General features: G+C 62.2%; 17 protein-coding genes. 12 read left to right on the top strand and 5 right to left on the bottom strand.

The features are described 5' to 3' along the window. Positions 1-38 precede the first annotated feature (38 nt). Positions 39-782, bottom strand: coding sequence for a metallophosphoesterase family protein (locus WDB91_RS09860; protein WP_339112391.1), 744 nt, complete (start codon positions 780-782; stop codon positions 39-41). A 127-nt stretch (positions 783-909) separates the two neighbouring features. Here WDB91_RS09860 and WDB91_RS09855 point away from each other — a divergent pair, with 127 nt between their 5' ends. The 4 genes from WDB91_RS09855 to WDB91_RS09840 all read left to right on the top strand — a co-directional run bounded on the left by WDB91_RS09855 (position 910) and on the right by WDB91_RS09840 (position 4,129). Then, positions 910-1,569 carry an SDR family oxidoreductase gene (locus WDB91_RS09855; RefSeq protein WP_339112390.1) on the top strand — a complete coding sequence of 220 codons (660 nt, stop codon included), beginning with the start codon at positions 910-912 and terminating at the stop codon, positions 1,567-1,569. A 258-nt stretch (positions 1,570-1,827) separates the two neighbouring features. Then, positions 1,828-2,376, top strand: a complete 549-nt coding sequence (gene infC / locus WDB91_RS09850; RefSeq protein WP_339114501.1) for a translation initiation factor IF-3 — start codon at positions 1,828-1,830, stop codon at positions 2,374-2,376. Positions 2,377-2,592: 216 nt separating this feature from the next. After that, positions 2,593-3,195, top strand: coding sequence for a L,D-transpeptidase family protein (locus WDB91_RS09845; RefSeq protein ID WP_339112389.1), 603 nt, complete (start codon positions 2,593-2,595; stop codon positions 3,193-3,195). Between the two features lie 187 nt (positions 3,196-3,382). Then, entirely contained in the window at positions 3,383-4,129 is a 747-nt protein-coding gene (locus WDB91_RS09840; RefSeq protein WP_339112388.1) for a class I SAM-dependent methyltransferase, read from the top strand. 234 nt (positions 4,130-4,363) lie between these two features. On the opposite strand, the gene WDB91_RS09835 is transcribed toward WDB91_RS09840, so the two are convergent. Both WDB91_RS09835 and WDB91_RS09830 read right to left on the bottom strand, forming a co-directional pair. Further along, on the bottom strand, positions 4,364-6,601 hold the full coding sequence (locus WDB91_RS09835; RefSeq protein ID WP_339112387.1) for a hypothetical protein: 2,238 nt from the start codon (positions 6,599-6,601) through the stop codon (positions 4,364-4,366). A 141-nt stretch (positions 6,602-6,742) separates the two neighbouring features. Beyond that, complete coding sequence (locus tag WDB91_RS09830) at positions 6,743-8,095, bottom strand: hypothetical protein (RefSeq protein ID WP_339112386.1); 1,353 nt, start codon at positions 8,093-8,095, stop codon at positions 6,743-6,745. Between the two features lie 212 nt (positions 8,096-8,307). On the opposite strand from WDB91_RS09830, the gene WDB91_RS09825 reads away from it, so the two are divergent. The 3 genes from WDB91_RS09825 (at position 8,308) to WDB91_RS09815 (ending at position 12,880) form a co-directional block, all read left to right on the top strand. Next, positions 8,308-10,614: a glycosyltransferase family 2 protein gene (locus tag WDB91_RS09825; protein ID WP_339112385.1), complete on the top strand. Its 2,307-nt coding sequence runs from the start codon at positions 8,308-8,310 to the stop codon at positions 10,612-10,614. Positions 10,615-10,710: 96 nt separating this feature from the next. Continuing rightward, a complete protein-coding gene (locus WDB91_RS09820; protein ID WP_339112384.1) occupies positions 10,711-11,769 on the top strand; it encodes a glycosyltransferase family 2 protein in 1,059 nt (352 codons plus the stop codon). Positions 11,770-11,908: 139 nt separating this feature from the next. Further along, entirely contained in the window at positions 11,909-12,880 is a 972-nt protein-coding gene (locus WDB91_RS09815; RefSeq protein ID WP_339112383.1) for a phosphoadenosine phosphosulfate reductase, read from the top strand. 177 nt (positions 12,881-13,057) lie between these two features. Here WDB91_RS09815 and WDB91_RS09810 read toward each other — a convergent pair whose 3' ends face one another. Then, positions 13,058-13,279, bottom strand: coding sequence for a hypothetical protein (locus tag WDB91_RS09810; protein ID WP_339112382.1), 222 nt, complete (start codon positions 13,277-13,279; stop codon positions 13,058-13,060). A 206-nt stretch (positions 13,280-13,485) separates the two neighbouring features. Here WDB91_RS09810 and pyrC point away from each other — a divergent pair, with 206 nt between their 5' ends. The 5 genes from pyrC (at position 13,486) to WDB91_RS09785 (ending at position 19,296) form a co-directional block, all read left to right on the top strand. Continuing rightward, positions 13,486-14,526 (top strand): dihydroorotase, encoded by a 1,041-nt coding sequence (gene pyrC, locus WDB91_RS09805; protein WP_339112381.1) that lies wholly within the window; start codon positions 13,486-13,488, stop codon positions 14,524-14,526. A gap of 51 nt (positions 14,527-14,577) precedes the next feature. Next, positions 14,578-15,258, top strand: a complete 681-nt coding sequence (locus WDB91_RS09800) for an orotate phosphoribosyltransferase (protein ID WP_339112380.1) — start codon at positions 14,578-14,580, stop codon at positions 15,256-15,258. A gap of 257 nt (positions 15,259-15,515) precedes the next feature. Beyond that, positions 15,516-17,018, top strand: a complete 1,503-nt coding sequence (locus WDB91_RS09795) for a replicative DNA helicase (RefSeq protein WP_339112379.1) — start codon at positions 15,516-15,518, stop codon at positions 17,016-17,018. Between the two features lie 186 nt (positions 17,019-17,204). Then, positions 17,205-18,254 (top strand): alanine racemase, encoded by a 1,050-nt coding sequence (gene alr / locus WDB91_RS09790; protein WP_339112378.1) that lies wholly within the window; start codon positions 17,205-17,207, stop codon positions 18,252-18,254. A gap of 151 nt (positions 18,255-18,405) precedes the next feature. After that, positions 18,406-19,296 (top strand): DNA repair protein, encoded by an 891-nt coding sequence (locus WDB91_RS09785; RefSeq protein ID WP_339112377.1) that lies wholly within the window; start codon positions 18,406-18,408, stop codon positions 19,294-19,296. Between the two features lie 6 nt (positions 19,297-19,302). Here the strand turns inward: WDB91_RS09785 and WDB91_RS09780 are convergent, their stop codons facing one another. After that, positions 19,303-19,593: an SH3 domain-containing protein gene (locus WDB91_RS09780; protein WP_339112376.1), complete on the bottom strand. Its 291-nt coding sequence runs from the start codon at positions 19,591-19,593 to the stop codon at positions 19,303-19,305. Positions 19,594-19,644: the final 51 nt, after the last annotated feature.

The following is a 19,644-nucleotide window of genomic DNA, read 5'->3' as shown; positions in this document are numbered from 1 at the left end:
GACCGAGTAGCAAACGCCCCGCCTCTGCGGGGCGTTTTTCATTCGAGCCAGCCGGTTGTCAGGGCCCGCGCCCATTCGGCCCGCCCCTCGGCTTCGGCCCGTGCCACCATCGCGGCACTGTCATAGGCCACATACCGGAAGGCGGCCTGCCAGCCCGCAGCCCGCCGTTCGACCACCGCATAGCTGGCATGGGGGGAGCCAGTCTGCATCTTATGCGGCACGGGCTCGTCATCGTCATAGGCGGGACAGCCGACACTTCCGGGATTGAGGATGATCCGCCCATCGGGCAACCGGACGAGGCGCGGGATATGGGTGTGGGCGCAAAGGATCAGACCCGCATCCACCCCCTCTGCCTCCGCCTCGATCTCGGAGAGACTGGCCGTGCGCGGCACACCATCAGGGCCGACACGCTCCAGCCAGTAACTTTCATCGCTGCGTGGCACGCCGTGACAGGCAAAGATCCCGCCTTCCAGCTCCAACACCTTGGGTAGTGCCCTGAGCCAGTCCAGATCGGCAGGCGACAACTGGTCGTAAGCCACCCTGTCGGACCGGCCCATCGCGGCGGGCTCTCGCGTGATCAGATAGCGGTCATGATTGCCGCAGATAGACAACATCTCCCGCGACCGCAGACGTGCTGCTGTCCCCGCCGCATCCAGCGGCCCGCTGAAATGATCGCCCAGATTGATGATCTGGCCGATCCCCTGCGAATCGATATCGGCCAGCACCGCCCCGAGCGCATCGGAATTTCCGTGGATATCGGCAATCACGGCAAAACGTCGCATGGCATCCATTCCCTCTGGTCTTGTGCCTCTCATGGCCCGCAGACGGCAAGAAATCCGGCGCCACCCCTTTCCTTGCCGCGCTCAGCGCTAGCTGAGCACTCAACAGTCTATGCGAAGGAATCTTGAGATGGCACGAATTTTTCTGATCGGATCCACTGGTGGCGTCGGATCCCGGCTGGTGCCCATGCTGGTGGCGGCAGGCCACGAGGTCACGGCGCTCCACCGCAAGCCCGAGCAGGCAGACCGGCTGCGCGCGCAGGGCGCGACGCCCGTACAGGGCGACATCATGGAGCTGATGGCGCAGGATCTGGTGCCGATGATCGAGGGGCATGGCATTGTGGTCTTCTCGGCGGGGGCGGCAGGTTCGGGGGTGGAGCGGACCTCACGCATCGATGGCGAGGGCCCGCGCGAGGTGGTCGCGGCGATGGACCGTGCGGGGGTGGACCGGCTCTATCTGGTCTCCGCTTTCCCCGAAGCGGGCCGCGGACGCGATCCGAACCCCAATTTCGAGCATTACATGCGGGTGAAGAAAGAGGCCGATGCGGCGGTGGTGCGCAGCGATCTGTCCTGGGTCATCCTGCGTCCCGGCACTCTGGTCTCCGAGGAGGAGGATGGCGGCATCAGCGCGGGGCTGGCCCTCCCCTATGGCAGTGTGAAACGCGGCAATGTCGCGCGGGTGCTGGCCACGCTGATCGACATGCCCGCCATCAGGCGCGAGCTGATCGAGCTGACCGATGGCGATGAGACGCCCGAAGACGCGCTGAGCACATTGCGCCGCGACATCTGAGCCGGCGATCGTGCGGCAGGGTGCGGGACAGATTCGTTGCGCGCCTGCCTTGCCCCTGCCCTGCCTCGGCGCGAGCGGGCGAGGTCACGCTCCCCTCCACAGTGCTCCGAAAACACCCAGATCACGGGCTGCTCCGGCTTCGCGCGAAATTTAATCCGATTTGCACCCCGTGCTGGAACCGGATGGCGACGATTGCGGTTGAATCCTGTGAAAAGCAGCCCTATTTTACGGCCCAACAGATTTTTTGGCTATAGAAGGATGAACGCCATAGCCCGCAGACCACATAATGCCCCGCCGACCCGCGACACTGGTCCTCGCGTGAACGGACGGATCCGCGCAACCGAAATTCGCCTGATTGGCGCGGAAGGTGAAAACGTTGGTGTCGTGACCCCGGCAAAGGCGATGGCAATGGCTGACGAAGCCGGTCTCGACCTTGTCGAGATTTCCCCCAATGCGAAACCTCCGGTCTGCAAGATCATGGATTTCGGCAAGTTCAAATACGAACAGCAGAAGCGCGAAGCCGAAGCCCGGAAGAAACAGAAGATCATCGAAGTCAAAGAGGTCAAGTTCCGTCCGGGGACCGACGTGCATGACTACGAGGTCAAACTGCGCTCCGTGAAGAAATTCCTCGAAGGCGGCGACAAGGTAAAAGTCACCCTGCGCTTCCGTGGTCGCGAGATGGCACACCAGAACCTCGGTCTGGAACTGCTCAACCGCGTCAGGGATGATGTCGGCGAACTGGGCAAGATCGAGAACATGCCCAAGCTCGAAGGCCGCCAGATGGTGATGATGATCGGGCCGAAATAAGGCCCGAGATCGCGAAGGCTGTGCAGCGCCATAGCCAGCAGGGACGCCCTCCTCGGTTTTCGGGGAGGGTTTTTCGTGGCGCATAACAGTGGCGGGTTCGTGATATTTCTGTCACCCTGTCACAGATCGCATCTGCGTGAGCAGGCGTGAATTGAGCGGGCAAAGGCTTTGTGAGATTTTTGCCCATATTCCGAAGTCTGAACGGGAGTTCAAACAATGTCTCATGATCGTTCCGGTCATCTTTCGCGGCGCAGCGCCCTGCTTCTGGGCGGTGCCGCACTCTGTGCGCCCGCGATTGCCCGTGCCGCAACGCAGGACATCCCCATGGCGCAGCAGGAAGCCATCGTGGCGGCCCCCTCGCGCCATAACATCTCGGCCTTCCGCGAGATCCACTGGCAGGACCATTTCGACACGCTCGACCGCGTGACGCTGATTGCCGATACGCATTCCAAGGCCCTGCATTACTGGGCGGTGGATGGCGCGGATTACCGCCTCTATCCGACCTCGGTGCCGATGACCGACGCGCTGACCAAGCGCGGCTATACCGAGATCGTGCGCAAGAAGGTCGGCCCCGACTGGACGCCCACCAAATCCATGCTGGTGAAAGATCCCTCGCTGCATTACATGCCGCCGGGCCCCGATAATCCGCTGGGCACCCGCGCGATGTATCTCAGCTGGCCCGCTTATATCATCCACGGCACCCATGACACCCGCAAGATCGGCCGCCGCAGCTCATCGGGCTGTATCGGCCTCTATAACGAGCAGGTGGAATCGCTTTACGAACTCTGCCCAGTGGGCACGCAGGTCAAGATCCTCTGACCAAAGTCAGACATCCGATCCCGGGAAAAGGCGCATCTTTGCAACTGCGCCTTTTTTCGTGTTCGGGACGGGAGCCATGCGGTTGCGCAAGGGTCCGCCACGCGACGTCACCCCGAACAGGGGCTATCTTCATCATTCCGTTACCATGATCATATCTTCTGTTCCAAAAGTGACAGAGAGGATCATCATGGCTCTGCCCGATACGCTATGCGCCCGCCTCATCGAGACGGTAAAGACCGAGAATCTCGGTGGCCAGTTTCTCATGCTCGGCCGCCAGCGCTGGATCGGTTCCCGGCGCGGAGCCTCGGCCGAGCTGTTTGCCGAGATGATGACCGCGCATCTGCCGCAGCTCAGCGAAGCGGATCTGCAGGATCCGTCCTCGATCTATTGCGAGACCTTCTTCCGGCAGCTGGGCTTCACCTCGGTCGATTCGATGGACATCTCGGACTTCGAGGGGGCTTCGATTATCCATGATCTCAGCCAGCCCCTGCCCGATACGCTGCGCGAGCGGTTCGATGTGATCTATGATGGCGGCACCTGCGAGCATATCTTCGACCTGCCCGCAGCCTACCGCAATCTGGATGCGATGCTGCGCCCCGGGGGCACGCTGATCGGTCACTCGCCCTGCAATGGCTGGATCAATCACGGCTTCTACCAGCTGACGCCGGAAATGGTCTACGGGTTCTGGGAGGCCGGTCTGGGCTATGAGGTGCTGGACCTGAAGCTGCAGCCGATGCTGCCCAATTTCGCCAATGCCTATGCCACGACCACAAACCCGAACGAAACAGGGGTGCGCCCGCGGCTCAGCCGGAAACTGCCGCAGAATTCGCCGATCATGCTGGTCTATGCGGTGCGTAAACCTGCGTCGGCTTCGCCCGAGACAGGGGTCTACCAGACCGATTACAAGCTGAAATGGGATGCGGCTGCCGAGTAACCCCTGTCGCTCGAGCCAGAAACGACGACCTATGAAATTCAAAGCGCCGCAGGAGGGAGGCCCGCGGCGCTTTCATCGGATCGGGTAAGGGAGACACCCGTATGATCCGCAATGGGCAGACCCCGCCGGAAACCGGCTAGAGGGAGAAGGGATCTGCCTGACCTTTGTCTAGGCCCACAGGAGATAAAGGGCTTTGACATATATCAATTCGCATGCCCCGCCCCCGTTTACCAATCAGCTTTTCGGGAGATCGCGCAGGGCCTTTCTCACCGGCCCGTTATCGTTGCGCTTCAAGATCCACTCTCCCAACCGGCGCGCCAGTTTCAGATGCCCGCGCGCGACACAGCGGTTGAACAGCTCTTTCTGGTAGCGCGGGAAATTGCGCCTTGCCCGGAGCGCCATGTGGAAATCCTGCGGGCGCAGACTGCCTTCGAGCGCCTTGAGGATGATCGGTGTGAGGATGCCCATCTGGTTGAGCGACGATCCGAGTCTATGGCCCAGTAGCGGCGCGCGCAGTTTCATGACATTGGGCGCGTCAAAACGCGCGGCATGGCCCGCATCGAGGGGCTCGTAGGGATCATAGAGGATGCTCACACGCGCGGCCGCTTTCGAGGCTTCTGCCGCATCGCCATATTTGCCCGAGAAATCCTGCCCCCAGACGGTCTTGTAGCGCGTCTCCCATGGCACCACCGCCTTGTCGACGGTGGATTGCGGCGAGATCACCACCACATCCGCGCCGGGACAGGCCGCCGAGAAGGCCGCCGCCGCATAACCGCCCATCGAGGCGCCATAGAACACGACCCGCTCGAAGCGCGCGAAGAACCCCTCGGCGGCCAGCCGGTCGAATTCGTCAAACACCCAAGGGTCGCGATACCATGTCCAGCCGCCCGCCATCGCGCCCAGCATCGACCAGCCCTGTTTCTCGATGAAGCTATAGCCCCACGGCCTGCGATCCTCGCGCTTGCCCATAGCAATGTCGAGATTGTCGAAGGTCACCACCAGTGTCTTGCCGCGTGGCACATAAAGAAAGCTGTGCTGGCCGTTATCGGTGTAAAACCCGTCGGGCCCTGCCAGCTCGCGCGCGATCTCAGCCCAGGCCGGATCGCTTTCGGCCTTAGGGGCAAAAGGGCTGAAAAGCACCCGCGTGATCTTGCCATTGCCACGGCCCTCGAACTCCTCGAGCGCCGCGCTCTCGCCATATGGCTTGAGGAAGGGGAACGCACCGGTGCCCGCACGGATATCCATCAGCATCCGGCTGTCGGCGTGGAACAGTTTGCCCATCAGCGGTGCGAGATGCTTGATCTTGGCGCTATCGCCGAAACTGGCCAGCGACAGGACCAGATCGGCGGGTTTGATCTCCTCGAGCCGCGTCACGATGCGGATCCGCGCATCATCGACGCCCGCCGCAACCAGCTCCGCCTTCACCGCCTGCGCGTGGCCGGAGGCAAGCGCCGGCCACGCGCCGTCACTGCCCAGATCAATCAGGTCGATCTCGCAATCGAACCGCTCCTGCGCGGCCAGTGCCAGATCGGGTGCCATCGCACCCAGATCGGCGATCCGTTCGATCCGGGTCAGGCCGGTTCTCTCCAGAAGGGCCGCGGCCTGCGCCCCTTGCGCCTGTTCGGGCGGGGTCACGGGCGTGACGGACTCGGCGGGTTTTACCGACCCGTCGGGCAGCACGCCATGCTTGCTCATCAGCATTCCCACACAGCTGCGGGCTTTCGGGATGCCGCCATGTTTCTCGTTGATCCGCGCGCGCAGGCGACGGCCATAGAAATGGATCGAATAGGTCTCGTCGGTCACATGTTTCTGCCAGTCATAGCCCGGCTGGGTCATCTTGGCGCGGTATTTGTAATCGATCGGATAGAGGGCGGCCTGCGGCAGGGCGTATTTGATCTCGCCTGTTTCCTTCAGGAAATGGGTCAAGCCATGCGGCCCCCATACGCCCCAGGGCTGATCACCCGCATGGACGGGTTCGCCACGCTCGCGCGCCTCCAGAAGCTCGCGGGTATAGTCATCGCCATACCATGTGGGGATGGCATATTCGTCATTGGTGAACTCGATAAGCCGGCCCAGAGCCTCGCTATCTTGCGGCAGGCCCAGCACGCCGCCATTCACCCCCTCCTTGCTTTCCCATGCAAAGAAATGCCCCGTGGGGCTGGTGAAGGGTTTCACGCAATAGGCATCGGTATCGGCCCAGATCATATGGTCGTTCTTGGCCAGAAGATGATAGCGGAAGCGGTCCGAATGCAGCGCGGGCGAATTGGTGCGGCCATGGCGCAGGAACTGCTCCGAGGAGAGGATCTCGTTGGCATCGGCAATCGCCACGCCCTCGGGCACATTGGGGATCGGCTCGTAGGAATAGAGCGTGATATGCTGGCCCGCATCCACAAAACTCTTCAGACAGAGAACTTCGAGAAAGCTCATCTTGCCGCCGATCCAAAGGGCTGCAACCTGATAATCTTTGTTCATATTCTGTTCTCTTTCTGCACAGCGCGATGCTGCCCTGTCATTCCTGCTCCGACGCAGGGGAAACTGCACGGGAGAATACGGTTATCATGCGAAGTAACTGCGACGAATCCAAGGCGTTTTCTCTGCGGGGAGCAGGCTGTTTCAAAGCCCCCCCGCCTTCGGCGCGAAACTGACCCGCACTGTCTCGGGGGCAGTCTCGCCAAAGGGCGCGGCGATCTGGGTCAGCGTGCCACGCGAACGCAAGAAGGGAAACCCGCGCGAGCCGCGGCGGATATCGATCACCAGCCTGCCATCGGGGCGCAGCATCCTTGGCAATAGCGCACCCAGCGGCGCCACCGGCCATTGATCGCCGTAGCTGCCCAGAGACAGCACGAGCCCGTCGGGCTCGAGAAGGAACGGATCGGGAACATAGCGGATAAGATCGCGCCGCACCCCCTGCGCCACCAGCCAGTCGGTATAGGGGGCCACCCAGTCGGAGATCGTCTCGCGCGCCCCGCCCTCCTCGGTCAGATCCACGAGAACGATATCGCAATTGTGCCGCCGGTGTGCCGCCAGCGCCAACGCCGGTGCCCGACCGCCAAGATCGTAGCAGGCCCGCACGACACCCACGCCCATCTGCGCCAGCACCTGCGGATCGATCCCTGTCTCCTCGAAACGGGTCCGCCCGCGCGAGGTGATCGGGGCAAACTCCGCCCGCACGCCATGTTTGCGGCACAGATGGTCCAGATAGCTGCCCGGCTGGGGTGCACTATGCGGCAGCCGCCCGAGCTTGCGCTTGTTGGAGGCCCACAGGTGCAGCCCCGTGGTCAGGGTCGAGAGCGCCGCTTTCACCTGCCCCTCGCCCCGCAGGAAGGTCTCGCGCTGCGGGAAGGGCACGGGGTAGAAGGCCGCCATCGGCTGGACCTTATCGGCCAAGCCCAGCGCACGGGTGAAATGGGTCACCATCAACGGCCCCCAGATGCCCCATGGCTGCTGGCTGACATGCACCGGATTGCCCTGCTCTGCCGCCTCACGGTAATTGCGCTGCATCTCGTGGGGCAGAAAAGGCGCCACCGAGAAGCGGTCGCGGGTAAACTCCAGCATCGCCTGCAACAGCTCGCCCTGCGCCGGAAGCCCCAGAACCGCATTGTTGATACGGTCACTTTTGGGAAGCTCATAGGCCAGAACATAGGGGCTGTCGTAGTCCAGCGGGCGGTGACAATAGACATCGGTATCAACCCAGATCATGCCGGGGCACTTGGCCAGCATATGCAGACGGAACAGATCGGCAAACAGCGCGAAACTGTCCTTGCGCTCGTATTTCAGGAACCCTTCCTGCGGATCGGGGTCGAGGATCTCGCGCCCGTCGCGCTGGATGACGCCTTCGGGAACATTGCCGATGGGTTCGTAGGAGAACAGCGTGATGTTCTGCCCCTGATCAACGAAGCTCTTGAGGCACAGGATCTCGAGCCAGCTCAGCCGCCCCCCGATCCATAGGGTCCCGATTTCACGCATATTTCCCTCGACACGGCAGGCAAGGCCCAGCGCCCTTACCATAATCTGGCACCAACCTGCCCGAAGAATTGACAATTTCCAACGGAATACACGAAAAAACCGACATGGTCTTAACTCTCTATGCGGCATATGCTTGCATGGAGGATCAGGCCTCTCGGGCTGGGGGTTCGCCGCCCGAGATAGAACAGGCCAAGACGCAGGACAAATAGACGATGGCATCAGTGATCAGACGCAGCCTCATGGCAGAAGCCCCGCAAGGGCCCGATGGAGACGGCCCCGAGACGACAGGACCGTGGCTGCTGGATGCCGTTGCATGGGAGATCGGCGGCACCCGCCATCTGCGTGCAATGCTGGCCACCCCCTCTAAGGTCGAACAGGTCACCGGGCTCGAGGGCGGCCAGATCACCGAGCTGCGCGACGTAGCAGGGGGCGCGATGGTCTGCGCGACCCTTCCGGCAGGCACGGCCGCTGTCCTGACCACGACCAGGACTGAAGGGGCTACGCCCTTTACACGCTCTCTGGCAACGGCCCCCGCAGAATGGGACGTCCTGCGCGGGCGGAACTGTCTCCTCGGGCAGCGTCTGGAAGAAAGCGCCGATACGGTCCTCGACTGGCTTAGCTGGCATGCCGACCAGCATGAGGCCGATGGCGCGGTGATCCTCAACCGCTTCCCCGATGATGCCTTCATCGCGGCTCTCGACAAGGGGATTGCCCAGCGCGATCTGGAGATCGAGGTGATCGTTCTCGATTGCCCCGTGCCCATGGGCAAACCCGATACCGGCCCCGAGAGCCATCCCTTCCTAGCCCCCGATGCGCCCGGCAAGGACCGGATGGAGATCCCTGCGCCCGATGCGACCCGCTCTCCCCTTGGACAGGGGCTGGTCTTCGAAATTGCCAAATGGCGGTTTCTGGCAGAAGCACGCGCAGTGCTGGTGCTGGATGTGACCGACTTTCTTGCCCCTGTGGCCGATGGCAGGACCGGTGCTTTTGACACCTGTGCCGCGGCGCCTTCGGGTGTAGTGATGCTGGTCGGGCGACGCATTTATCCATGGCGGATCCGTAATGACGCGCCGGAGCGCTTTGCCGATCATATCTGCCGCCAGTTCGATGCGCGGCGTGGCACGGCGCGCTGGGGCTGTGCGCCGGCCAAAGCAGGGCTCGATGCCACATGGCGAATGACCCGCGTGGCTTATGCCAAACCGAACCCTGCGCATGTCTTCACCTTCTGGCGGGCCATGGCGCTGCGGGTGCCGGGGCGCAAGGCGGCAGAGCTGGCCCCCAAAACCTCGCTCGTGGAGGATGAACAGCTTCTGGCACTCGCGATGGATGTCTGGGGCCATAAACCCGTGCGTCCGCCTGTGTCCAAGGTCAAGGCTGTCCCCAAACCCGCGATCAAAGCAGGCTCGACCGCGATCGTGACCACGATGAAGAATGAAGGCCCCTTCATCATGGAATGGCTCGCCTATCACCGCGCGATCGGGGTAGACCAGTTTCTGATCTATACCAATGACTGCACCGACGGCACCGATACGATGCTGGATATGCTGATGGCAAAGGGGCTTGTGCAGCATCGCGAGAACCCGTGGCGTCCGGGTGGAGAACTCAAACCCCAGCACGCAGCCCTGCAGGCCGCCGAAGCCGAGCCGGTCATTGAGGAGGCCGGTTGGGCGATCTGCATGGATGTGGACGAGTTCATCAATATCAAGATCGGCGATGGCACCCTGACCGATCTCTACAAGGCCATGGGCGAGGCCAATATGATCTCTCTCACATGGCGGCTCTTCGGTAATGCCGATGTCCATGAATATGAGGATCGCTTCCTTCTGGACCAGTTCACCACCTGCGCCCCCGAGGTCGTGCGCAAGCCGCATCAGGCCTGGGGGTTCAAGACGCTATTCCGCAATATGGATATCTACAAGAAGATGGGGGTGCACCGCCCCAAAGGTCTGGTGCCCGATCTCTGGGATCAGGTGAAATGGCTCAACGGCTCGGGCCAGCCCATGCCGCGCGAGATGTTCCGCAATGGCTGGCGCTCGACGCTCGAGACCTATGGCTATGACTGGGTGCAGCTCAACCACTATGCCGTGCGCTCGGCGGAAAGCTTTCTGGTCAAACGCGACCGCGGGCGGGTGAACCATGTGGACCGCGATCAGGGGCTCAATTACTGGTTCCGGATGAACCACAATCTCGAGACCGAGACCTCGATCCAGCGGATGATCCCTGCGCTACAGGCCGAATATGACCGGCTGATGGCCGACCCCGAGATCCGCGCGGCCCATGAGGCGGCGGTGAGCGCCCACCGCGCCAAGATCGCCGAACTGCGTGCCACCGAGAATTACGAGAATTTCTACGGCGATCTGACAAGTGCGAAATACGAGCGCCTCTCGCGCATGCTCCAGCATTTCGGCTCGGCTGTGTTCAATGCCGGTCCAGACTGCCTGCCCGAGGACATGCATCTGCGCGAAGTGGCGCCCGATTTCTTTTTTACGGTCGAACATGCGGGCGAGGCAGAGCATTGAGGGGCGCGTTGCGCCTCTGGCTGGCGGCGGATGCCTCCGGCAGGGATATTTATAGACGCTGGAAATGCGCTCCCTTACCCGGCAGGACGGGCGCCGATGGCTGATCCCTGCATCCTCGGCATCAGCTGCATGAAGAACGAAGGCGCCTTTCTGCTGGAATGGATCGCCCATCACCGTGCCATCGGCATGAGCGACTTCCTGATCTATTCCAATGATTGCGAGGACGGGACGGATCTCATGCTCGACCGGCTCGCCGCGATGGGCGGGCTGCATCACGAGTGTAACCCCGGCCCCTGGAAGCGCGGCCCGCAATGGGAAGCACTCTTGCGTGCCGACAAGCATCCCGCACAGGCTCGTGCCGACTGGACGCTTGTGTTCGATGTGGATGAGTTCGTGAATATCCATATCGGGACGGGCCAGTTCGGAGATCTGATCACCGCCCTGCCCGAGGCCGATGCGATTGCGCTGACATGGCGTTTTTTCGGTAATGACGGGGTGGTGGAGTTTGCAGACCTACCTGTGACCGAGCAGTTCCGGCGTGCCGCCCCCACGCAAATGCTCTGGCCGTGGCGGGCCTCGATCTTCAAGACACTGCTGCGCAATCGCGGACAGTATCGCAAGCTGGGCGTGCACCGCCCGCGCGGACTAAAGGACAGGGCAACCCCGCGCTGGCATGACGGATCGGGCAATGTCCTGCCCCCGCTCTATCATAAGAACCGCCTTTTCACCCCGCCCGACAGAGAGTGCCGGAGGCTGGTTCAGCTCAACCATTACGCGCTGGGCTCGATGGAGAATTATGTGGTCAAATGCGATCGCGGGCGGGCCAATCGTGATGTGGGCGGCTTCGATCTCTCCTACTGGGTCGAGCGGAATTTCTGCAGCGAAACCGATGTGAGCATTGAGCGCACCCGCCTCCGGCGCGAGGAGATCCGGCAGGAACTGCTGGGCGACCCCGTGCTGGGTCCGCTGCATGCGCAGGCGGTCGCGTGGCGGCGGGCGCGGATCGATGCGCTCCTTCTGGAGGAGGCGCCACGCGCGATGTTCGGACGTCTGCTGCTGACACCGCCCACACGCCCCTTGTCCGAATCCGATGCACGGCGCATGCTGAGGCTGGGACAATTGGCGCATCGGACGCAACCTGATGACGAATTGTGAACAATCGCGCCATCCTCACGAGATTGTTGACGTAAAACTTTGCAGCCATTGCATTTTCTTTCGTTCACCTTGTTTTCGTCACTTTCGGATAGTGAAAGGTTAACGGAAGATAGGGGATAGTCGGGGTCGAGGATGAGCGATGACCCGTGGCTGTCATGCGGGCCGGTTTGAGGATCGAGGGGTGGAACAGATGCAGGATATGAGCGTGACGGACTGGCAAAGCCGCATGGCCGCGCTTGGCGAGGAGTTCGGCCATTACGAAGAGCTTGGCCGTGCCCATGCCGCGCTCTTCAGTCAGGATGCGCCGGTCCTTCTGGTCACTTTCGAGCTACGTAACCCGCTCATCGATTCCGATGAGGAAGGTCTGCCGCTGGGATACCGGATCGCGCAGGAAGGCGGCTGGTCAAGCCTGACGCTGATTGCCGAGGATGCGACATGGTTCCGCTCGCCCGAGGTTTATGCCTATTTCGACCGTCTGGTGGATGACGGTTTCTTCGAGGATTTTGACCGCGTCGTTTTCTATGGTGCGGGATCATGCGGCTATGCTGCCTGTGCCTTCTCGGTGGCCGCCCCGGGAGCCACGGTGCTGGCCATCCAGCCGCAGGCGACGCTGGAGCCGCTGCTGGCAGGATGGGACGACCGTTTCCCAGAAATGCGTCAGGTCAGTTTCGATGACCGTTACGGCTTTGCCCCCGATATGATGGAGGGCGCCGAGCAGGGCTATATCATCTATGATCCGCTCGAGCGGCTCGACGCGATGCATGCGGCCCTGTTCTACCGCCCCAATATCAAGCTGATGCCCTGCATTCTGGCGGGTGGACGAATCGCCTCGCTGATCGCGCGTTGCGGCCAACTGGAACTGATGATCGCGCGGGCCTGCGAGGGCAAACTAACGCCGCGCGTGCTGCGCCATATATATCGCGACTGCCGCAAGAACATCTCCTATACCCGCAATCTTCTGCGTGCGGTCGATGCGATGGACCGCCCCTATATGGAGGCACTGGTCTGCCATCATGCGGCCGTGCGGCTGAAAGCACCACGGCTGCGCAAACGCTACAACAAACTTGTGGGCGAGCTGGCCAAGAAAGGTATCATTCTCGAACAGGCCTGAAGGGCTGCCCCGACGCCCCGTAATGCAAAAGGCGACCCGAACCATATGGTTCGGGTCGCCTTTCAACTTTTTACCATTCAACGTGTTACAAACTCTTGGCCTGTCGCCGGTGGCCCGGAAGAGACATACGAACGGCATGCCTCAGGCAAATGGGACCAACGGGAGCAGCTTCTACACTCAGGCGTAGAGACGGTCGCGATAGACATGGGCGACGATCTCGTCGCGCGCGATGCCCTTCATCGCCAATTGCGCATCGGACATGGCGTTCAGGCGAACGATTTCCGACTGGCGCGATTTCGCTTCGGTTGCCAGAACCAGAGCGCGGCCCGCTTTCTGGAACATGCGGGCGATCACGGAGCCCAAAGAAGACTTATGGGCAGTATTTACAAAACTTGCCATTTGGAAAACTCCTGTTTCGTGCTTTCAGGACTTTTCCTCCCTGCCTACCCAGATAGGGAAGATGTCCTGCCACGACTACGCCCATTTATTGCAGCCCCGCCATGCAAGCGGCGCAACCGTTCCCGCCACAGGAAGGCGGTCTTTTTCCCACAGCCGCGCCGCTCTTCGCGCTGGATTTGCGCGCGCGCTCGGGGTAAGCGGAACCCATGACCCAGATCACCATTCCCCGCCCCGATGACTGGCACCTGCATCTGCGTGATGGCGCGATGCTGAAGGCCATCGCCCCCGAAAGCGCCCGCCATTTCGGCCGCGCGATCATCATGCCCAATCTGGTGCCGCCGGTTGTGACCGGCGCTCAGGCTTCCGCCTATCGTGACCGTATCCTCAAGGCGCTGCCCGAAGGGGCGAGCTTCGAGCCGCTGATGGTGCTGTATCTGACCGAGGAGACCGACCCCGAGGATGTGGCGGCAGCCCATGCCTCGGGTCTCGTGAAAGCCGTGAAACTTTACCCCGCAGGCGCCACGACCAATTCGGCCTCGGGCGTGAAGGATTTCGACAAGGTCCGCCCCGTGCTCGAGAAGATGGCCGAGATCGGCCTGCCGCTCTGCGTGCATGGCGAGGTGACCTCGCCCGAGATCGATATCTTCGACCGCGAGGCAGTCTTCATCGACCGGATCCTCGATCCGGTTCTGCGCTCGGTCAAGGGGCTGCGCGTGGTGATGGAACATGTCACCACCAAGGACGGTGTGGACTATGTGAAATCGCAGGGCGACGATATGGGCGCCACGATCACCACGCACCATCTGATCATCAACCGCAACCACATCCTCGTGGGCGGGATCAAGCCGCATTATTACTGCCTGCCGGTGGCCAAACGCGAAGTGCATCGTCTGGCGCTGGTCGAGGCGGCAACCTCTGGTAATCCGCATTTCTTCCTCGGCACCGACTCGGCTCCGCATACCGATCATGCCAAGGAAAACCCCTGTGGCTGCGCGGGCTGTTTCACCGCAACCAACACGATGGCGCTTCTGGCGCATGTGTTCGAGGCCGAGGGCAAGCTGGATAACCTTGCGAAATTCGCAAGCGAGAATGGCCCGGCCTTCTACCGCCTGCCGGTGAACACGGCCACGCTTACGCTGAGCAAGACCGCTGAAGCCGCCCAGTGGCCCGCCAAGATCGCGGTGGAGGACAGCCCCGTGACCGTCTTCGATCCGGGCTTCCCCTGCTTCTGGCACGTCCAGGACTGATATTCCCCGCGCCGGTCCGCCGGCGCGGTTTTCCACAAGAAGGTTTCCCTCATGATCCCCGCAAGCTTCCCCCCGAAAGAAGAGATCGCCCGCCTGACCGCGCGTATGCTGCTGGAAATCAAGGCCGTGCATTTCAATGCCCGCGAGCCCTTCACGCTGGCCTCGGGCCTGCCGTCGCCCACCTATATCGACTGCCGCAAGCTGATCAGCTTCCCGCGCATCCGCTCGACGCTCATGGATTTCATGGCCGTGACTGTGATGCGCGAGGCAGGTTTTGAGGCGTTCGACAACGTGGCCGGTGGCGAGACCGCGGGTATTCCCTTTGCCGCGATGGTGGCCGAGCGTCTCGCCCTGCCGATGACCTATGTGCGCAAGAAGCCCAAGGGCTATGGCCGCAATGCCCGTATCGAGGGTGCAATGTCCGAAGGCGAGCGCGTGCTGCTGGTCGAGGACCTGACCACCGATGGCGGCTCGAAACTGTCCTTCGTCGATGCGATCCGCGAGACCGGTGCGACCTGTGCCCATACCACTGTGATCTTCTATTACGGCATTTTTGACGAGACGATCCCGAACCTGCGCGAGCATGGTGTGGAGCTGTCGTATCTGTGCACATGGTGGGATGTTCTGGCCGAGGCGCGCGCCCAGGGCGCGTTTGATGCCGAGACGCTCGACGAGGTCGAAGCCTTCCTCAAAGCGCCCCGTGCGTGGCAAGACGCCAATAAAAAAGACTGACCCCGGTCAGCTGTCTCGCCTGACGCGAGATTCCTGTGGATAAGGCTGTGGGCGGGCCTGTGCGCAAAATGTGCACAGGCCCGCCCTTTCGCATTTTCTTTCGCGCCCTCACGCCGGATATGGTAGAACGGGATCAAACCACCACAATACCCGCCCCTTGCGGAGCCTGTTCGCGGCTGAAGTGCCGTGGGTTTTCCACATTGAGTTTTGCGGGAAGGATAAGGTAAGAGACCCGCTCACGGGTATCGAGGCATGAGATGAACGAGATCAGCGCAGTTCGAAACGATCATATCGACCAGCACGGGGCTCAGGAGGCCGATCCGGTTCCGCATAATATCGAAGCGGAACAGCAGCTTCTGGGCGCGATCCTGACCAATAACGATATCTATGACCGCATCGCCCAAGTGGTGAAGGCCGATCATTTCTACGAGCCCGTCCACCGCCGCATCTACGAGACCGCCGTGGCCCGCATCCAGAAGAACGCGCTGGCCTCGCCGGTGACGCTGAAGGGCTATCTGGAGGATGACAGCGGCCTGAAGGAGCTTGGCGGGCCAGCCTATCTGGCGCGTCTCGCGGGCGCAGCCATCTCGGCCTATGCAGCCCGCGATTACGCGCAGATGATCCATGATCTGGCGCTCCGGCGTGAACTGATCAATGTCGGGCGCGAGCTGTCGGCCAATGCCTCCAAGCTCGATGTCGGCCAAGAGGCCGAACAGCTGATCGTTCAGACCGAAGGTGCGCTCTACAAGCTGGCCGAGTCGGGCACTGCCGAGAAGGGCTTCGTCTCCTTCCTCAAGGCCGTGACGGAGGCCGTGCAATCGGCCAATGCCGCCTATCAGCGCGAGGGGGGGCTGGCCGGTATCTCGACCGGCCTGCGCGATCTCGACAAGAAGCTGGGGGGGCTGCATTCCTCGGACCTCATCATTCTTGCCGGTCGTCCCTCGATGGGGAAAACCTCGCTGGCCACCAATATCGCCTTCAACATCGCCAAAGCCTATAAGCGCGGCCAGAAACCCGATGGCAGCGAAGGCGCGATCGAGGGCGGTTGTGTGGGCTTCTTCAGCCTCGAGATGTCGGCCGAGCAGCTGGCCGCGCGTATCCTGTCCGAAGCCGCCGAGGTGCCCTCCGAACAGATCCGCCGTGGCGATATGTCCGAGCACGAATTCCGCCGCTTCGTCGAGGCCGCGAAATCGCTCGAGACCTGCCCGCTCTATATCGACGACACGCCCGCTTTGCCGATCGCGCAGGTGGCCGCCCGCTGCCGTCGCCTGAAACGGACGCATGGGCTCGATGTGGTGATTGTCGACTACCTGCAGCTTCTGCGCGGCTCGGGGCGTGGCGATAACCGCGTGCAGGAGATCGGCGAGATCTCGATGGGCCTGAAGGCAATCGCCAAGGAGCTCAACATCCCCGTCATCGCGCTCTCGCAGCTGAGCCGGACAGTGGAAAGCCGCGAGGACAAACGTCCGCAGCTTTCGGACCTGCGGGAATCGGGCTCGATCGAACAGGATGCCGATGTGGTGATGTTCGTCTATCGTGACGAATATTACAAAGAGCGCGAGAAACCGGGCGATCACGAGCTGGAAAAGATGGCCGCGTGGCAGCAGGTGATGGAGCAGGTCCATGGCAAGGCCGAGATCATCTTGGGCAAGCAGCGTCACGGGCCGATCGGCTCGGTCGAGGTGGCCTTCGAGGGTCGCTTCACCCGCTTCTCCGATCTGGCCAAGGCATGGCAGGGCGACGGCTCGGACGGGTTCTGATTCGTCCTGCACCGGACAGACAGTCCCCTAGCCGCAAATAAGCGCGCGGGATATTCTTCTCCCGCGCGCCCGAATCCCGCCGATCGCGCGTCGTGAAACCACAGGTCTTGCGCATATTCTTCGGCAAATCCGCGCCGCTGCGGTTAGTTCTTGACGAGGCACGCAGAAAGGCGAAGACATTCGCCCATGGCAAGCTCTACTCTTCATATCGACCTCGACGCCATCGCCTCCAACTGGAAGGCCCTGGACGCCAAATCGGGCCCCGCGACGCAGACCGCCGCGGTGGTAAAAGCCGATTCCTACGGATTGGGGGCGGACCGTGTGGCCCGCACCTTGCTGCGCCAAGGCGCAAAAACCTTCTTCGTGGCCTTGGCCGAGGAAGGCGCGAAACTGCGCCAGGCGATTGGCGATGGACCGGAAATCTTCATCCTGTCCGGTCATATGGCAGGCGATCGCGACATGCTGGTCGATCTCGACCTCACGCCGGTGCTGAATTCCGCCGAGCAGGTGAAACGCCATATGGAAGTGTCTCCGGCCACCCCCTTCGGCGTGCAGCTTGACACCGGCATGAATCGCCTCGGGCTCGAGGATGCTGACTGGCGCGCCCTTGCGCCGATGCTGCTGGAGAAATCGCCCAAACTGGTCATGAGCCACCTCTCCTGCTCGGACGAGGTCCATATGGGGATGAACGAGCGCCAGCTGGCCGAGTTTACCCGCATGACCGACGGCACCGGCCTGCGCCGTTCGCTCTCGGCGACCGGCGGCCTGATCTACGGTAAAGAGTATCATTTCGATCTCGTGCGTCCCGGTATCGGCCTCTATGGCGGCATGCCCTTCGCGGAGGCCAGACCTGTGGTCACCCTCTCCCTTCCCGTCATCCAGACGCGGATGGTGGAGGTGGGCGAAACGGTGGGCTATGGCAATACTTGGGAGGCCAAACGCCGCAGCCATGTGGCCACGATCTCGGCAGGCTATGCCGACGGGATCAGCCGCCGCCTGTCGAACAACGCACAGCTCTGGGCGGGCGACACACCCTGCCCGCTGATCGGCCGTGTCTCGATGGACCTGATCACCGTGGATATCACCGATCTCGACGGCACGCCCGAGGAGCTGGATCTGCTGAACACCCATCAGGGTGTCGATGCGGTGGCCGATCTGATCGGCACTATCGGCTACGAGGTCCTGACCTCGCTGGGCGCCCGCTACGAGCGCCGCTATAGCGAAACGCTGGCCTGAGCCACAACCGGCAGGCGCAAGACCTCGTTCTTGCGCCTATGACGGCCCCGCATAGGCTGCGGCCCCTTGCATTCACATATCTTTTACCGCAAGCTTCCCTTGGGTGAAGAGCCGCGTCTTGCATGCGGCAACGGGTTTTCAGGGGTGTGTGATGGCAGCAACTTCTCGCAAGGCGGCGATGGCTGATGCACAGCCTGACACGGTGTCCGACATGGCGGGGGCCGCCCATCTGCGCAGCCTTGCCAAACGGCGCGGCGATCTTGCGGATATGGTCAATGCCACCGTCTCGGGGCTGGTTCTGGTGCTGGCGGTCTGTGCAGCGGGACAGTTTCTGGCCTCCGCCACGGGGCTGATGCCATGGCTGAACATTGCAGCCTCGTTCGATGGCGGCGCGGTCACTGATCTGGGTCCGTGGCTTCAGGGAGGTTTTGCCGCGATCGCTCTGGTGCTGGCGCTTTACCTGCCCGCCCATTCGCGCGTCAGCCGCCTCGAGCGCAGTCACCGCAACTTCCATATCTCGATGCAGGACGTGGCCCATGCCTATCGGATTGCCCATGAGGCGGATCGTGCGGGGGTCTTCGCGCTCTCGGGCGAATTTGACGCTATGCGTGAGCGGATTGCATGGCTGCGCAGCCATCCCGATCTGCCTGCCCTCGAGCCGGAGCTTTTGGAACTTGCCGCCCAGATGAGCCTGCAATCGCGCGACCTCTCGCGGATTTACAGCGATGCGCGGGTGAACCGTGCGCGCGACACTCTCAGGGCACGCCAGCAGGAGACCGACCGGCTGGATGCCCAGATCAAGCTGGCGCGCAAGACCTGCGACGAGATCGGCCACTGGCTGACCGATGTCGAGGCCGAGGAGCGGCGCGTGACCCGCGAGTTCCAGCTCCTCGAGCGGGATCTGGTCGCGGTTCTGGCGGCGCTTGGCTACGAGCTGGAAGAGCCGCAGGCACCTGTCACCCCCAAACGCCCGACGAGCAAGGCCGCGAAGGGCTCGAATGTCGTGGCGCTACCCGGGCCGAATGATCCTCCGGCCCGGTAAGCCCTGTTACATGCCCATCCCGAGATAATCGGCCGAGACATAGCCCGACACGCCCGGATTGTCGGCCAGCGACACACGGCACCAGAGCTGGCCGCTCTCGGTCACGCATTTCTGCTTGGTCAGGCGCGTGCCATCGGGCAGCCCCATGATGATGTTGAACCCGAGCCCCGGCCCGGCCCGCAGCTTCAGCAGATCATCGGGACCGGCCCCTTTGACGACGGCATGGTTGCTGCCCATCGCGCTACAGCTGGCGATAGAACTCAGCGCCAGGGCGGAAAGAAGAAGACGGATGCGCATCGGAAAGCCTCTCGTGGTGAATCTCACCCCCTCTATAGGAAACCCCGCCCC

The sequence above is a fragment of the Thioclava sp. GXIMD2076 genome (assembly GCF_037949795.1).
Classification (GTDB): Bacteria; Pseudomonadota; Alphaproteobacteria; order Rhodobacterales; family Rhodobacteraceae; genus Thioclava; species Thioclava kandeliae.
This window is presented reverse-complemented; position numbering and strand designations above follow the sequence as displayed.